This window comes from Nonomuraea turkmeniaca (assembly GCF_005889735.1).
GTDB lineage: Bacteria > Actinomycetota > Actinomycetes > Streptosporangiales > Streptosporangiaceae > Nonomuraea > Nonomuraea turkmeniaca.
Window position 1 is genome coordinate 1 of the sequence record NZ_VCKY01000456.1, and the last position, 3,196, is coordinate 3,196.

Below are 3,196 nucleotides of genomic sequence, written 5' to 3' on the forward strand. Positions count from 1 at the left end.
GGTTGCTGGTGTTGGGGGAGTCGACGGTGAAGTCGCACGTGCAGCATCTGTATCAGAAGCTGGGAGTGCGGGATCGGGTGCAGGTGGTGATCTACGCCTACGAGAACGGGCTGGTGCAGCCAGGACGCGGCTGGGATCCGGCTGAGATGGTCGCCGGCTCGTACGGTGGCCGGGCCTGAACCCGTACCCCGGCAGGAGCGGGAATCGCGCGGGTCCTCCAAAGGACGAGAAGCTTTCTCATCACCTCGGTGGAAGACCAGGTGGGGCGGCCGTGTCTAGCGTGACGCCGTGGATGAAACGGGTGTTTTCCAGCAGGGGGCCACGAGGCGGCAGATGCTGCTCGGTTCCGCAGGGATCGCGGCGCTGGGCTTCGGGCTCGGCGAAGGCCAGACGAAGGCGGCGGCGGCAGCGGTGGCGGCCCGCGGTGGGGTGCCGCCGCGTGATCCGCTCCTGGTGCTCAACAAGTTCGTGGACAAGCTGCCGATTCCGCCGGTGATCAAACCGCAGCGGCACGGCTCGGTATGGGAGCTGACAGTCCGCATGCGGGTCGCCAAGCGGCGCTTGCACTCGGAACTGCCGCCCTCGACGCTATGGACCTACGAAGGCGCGTTCCCGGGGCCGACCATCGAGGTGCGGCGCGGCCAGCGGCTCAGGATGACCTGGGCCAACCAACTCGAGGGCGCCATGCCCATCATCGCCGTGCGCGCCGCCGAGGACGCCATCGGCCGGCCCGGCGAGCCGCCGACCAACTGGCCCGGCAGGGAGAAGACGGAGGCCGTCGAGGGCGTGGAGAACATCCCGCCGTGGGCGGCGGTGCACCTGCACGGCGCGCACGTGGGCGCCGGCAACGACGGCTGGGGCGAGAACGTCGTCTTACCCGGCGACGCCCAGCTCGCCGAATACGCCAACGAACAGGCGGGCATGACGCTCTGGTACCACGACCACGCCATGCATCTGACCCGCTGGACGCAGATGGCCGGCCTGGCCGGGATGTACGTCATGCGCGACGACGAGGAGGACTCGCTCGGCCTGCCGCGCGGCAAGTACGAGATCCCCCTCATGTTCTGCGACCGCAACTTCGACCTCGACGCGAACAAGCGGCCGACAGGCCAGCTCCTGCACAAGGTGGAGATCGCCAGCCCGAAGAAGATCGTCGTGCCGTTCGCCGGGCCGTACACGCTGGTGAACGGGGTGATCTGGCCCTACCTCGAGGTAGCCGCGCGGTGGTACCGCTTCCGGCTGCTCAACATGTCGAACTCCCGGGTCTACCGCCTGGTCATGCTCGACGAGCAGAATCAGGTGGTGCCCGGCGCGCTCAAGCTCATCGGCACCGACCAGGGCCTGCTCGGCGCGCCCGCGGCGGTCACAGGGCCGCTGGTCCTCTCCCCGGCCGAGCGGGCCGACGTCCTGGTCGACTTCGGGGCGCTGGCGGGCAAGACGCTCAAGCTGGTCGACACGCGCCCGGGCATCACCCCCGGCCAGCCCGACCTGTCGAACAACATCAACGAGCCGGACGTCATGCAGTTCCGGGTCGCGGGCAAACCCGAGGGCGACCGCTTCACGCTGCCTGCGACCGTCTCGCCGACGTTCAAGCGCCTGACGCACGAGGACATCCCCGCCGACCACCACCACCGGTGGATCGTGCTCACCAGGCCGGGCGCGCCCGCCGAGGCCGAGCAATGGGAGATGGAGGAGGTCGATCCGGCGACCGTGCAGATCCCCGGGGATGGGATCATCCAGATCGAGACCGCCGATGGTCAGGTCAAGACGCTCAAGCGCATCTCCATGTCCTTCCAGGACCGCGCGAACTTCATCATCGAGCGCGGGAAGTGGGAGATCTGGCGCTTCCTGGACCTCGGCGGCCCGCCGCACCCCATGCACGTGCACGCCGTCGACTTCCACGTGATGAGCCGGGACATCTTCGACGTCAGCGGCTGGAACAGGAACACCCGCGGGACCACCAAACCGATCAAGTACCTCCGCGCCGGCGTGCTGGAACCGCACGAGCTAGGCCGCAAGGACGTCATCAGGGCCGCGGGCGGCGAGGGCTTCACCGGCGAGCTGATCACCATCGCGGTGCAGTTCAACGCCGTCGGCCGGTTCGTCTACCACTGCCACACGCTGGAGCACGAGGTGCACATGATGCGGCCCTTCGTGGTCATGCCCACCGAGATGATGAAGTACGGGCACGGGGGCCACACGCCCCACGGGACGCACTGATGAAGGTCATCGGCATCGGATTCGGTCGTACCGGCACCACCTCGCTGAAGGCGGCGCTGGAGCTCATAGGCTACGGCCCCTGCTACCACATGTTTGACATCGTCGAGGAGCCGGGCAGGATCGGGACCTGGATCGACGCCGCCGAAGGACGACCCGTCGACTGGGACCGGACCTTCCAGGGCTTCGCCAGCGCCGTCGACTTCCCGGTCGCGGCGTTCTGGCGGGAGTTGACCGCTTACTACCCGGACGCCAAGGTGATCCTCACCGTGCGCGACCCGGCCTCCTGGTACGAGAGCGCCACCAAGACCATCTTCAAGAAGGCCCTGCGCGCCCGGACGCTGCCGGCCAGGATCGGCTTCAAGCTGGTCTCGCGCATCGCCCCGGACCTGGGCGCGTTCGTCAAGATGACCGACGTCGCCATCATGCGCAGGGTCTTCGACGGCAGGGTGGCCGATCGGGACCACGCCCTCGCGGTGTACGGCAGCCACATCGAGCAGGTCGCCGCCGAGGTGCCGCCGGAGCGGCTGCTGGTCTACGACGTCGCCGAGGGCTGGGAGCCGCTGTGCGCGTTCCTCGGCGCCGCCGTGCCGGAGGAGCCGTTCCCGCGCGGCAACGACGCCCGGACGTTCGATCGCGAGGAGAAGGAGCGCGTGCGCCGCCTGATGGCCAGACGGCGCTGACACCATCGTTCCCCGGATGCCGCCGGCGGTCCCGCCCCCGGACCGCCGGCGGCTTTTTCGCATGTTTGCCAACAGTCAGCCGACGGTCAGTGACCTTTCAGGTATGAGGCTCAGGGTGGAGTTGTATCCGACGGGAAGGGTACGCCGCCTATGTGGTCCAGCTGGACACTCCAGGAGCGTCGGTGCCGGTGCTGCGATACCCTGGCCCCCTGGACACCGGTGGCCTCGGACTCCACATCGTCGGATCACTCAGCCACCGCTGGGGCTGGTCGGCGCTGGCGCCTCACGGGAAGATC

The 3,196-nt window shown here is 68.6% G+C and carries 3 protein-coding genes; all 3 read left to right on the top strand.

Annotated elements, in window-relative coordinates; all coding sequences use genetic code 11:
• The first annotated feature begins 8 nt into the window (after nt 1–8).
• Nucleotides 9–179 carry a response regulator transcription factor gene (locus ETD86_RS53475; RefSeq protein ID WP_425465718.1) on the top strand — a complete coding sequence of 57 codons (171 nt, stop codon included), beginning with the start codon at nt 9–11 and terminating at the stop codon, nt 177–179.
• Between the two features lie 109 nt (nt 180–288).
• A complete protein-coding gene (locus ETD86_RS53480; protein ID WP_211370917.1) occupies nt 289–2,220 on the top strand; it encodes a multicopper oxidase family protein in 1,932 nt (643 codons plus the stop codon).
• On the top strand, nt 2,220–2,900 hold the full coding sequence (locus ETD86_RS53485; RefSeq protein ID WP_211370918.1) for a sulfotransferase family protein: 681 nt from the start codon (nt 2,220–2,222) through the stop codon (nt 2,898–2,900). Before ETD86_RS53480 ends, ETD86_RS53485 begins: the two co-directional genes overlap by 1 nt.
• The last annotated feature ends 296 nt before the right edge of the window (nt 2,901–3,196 follow it).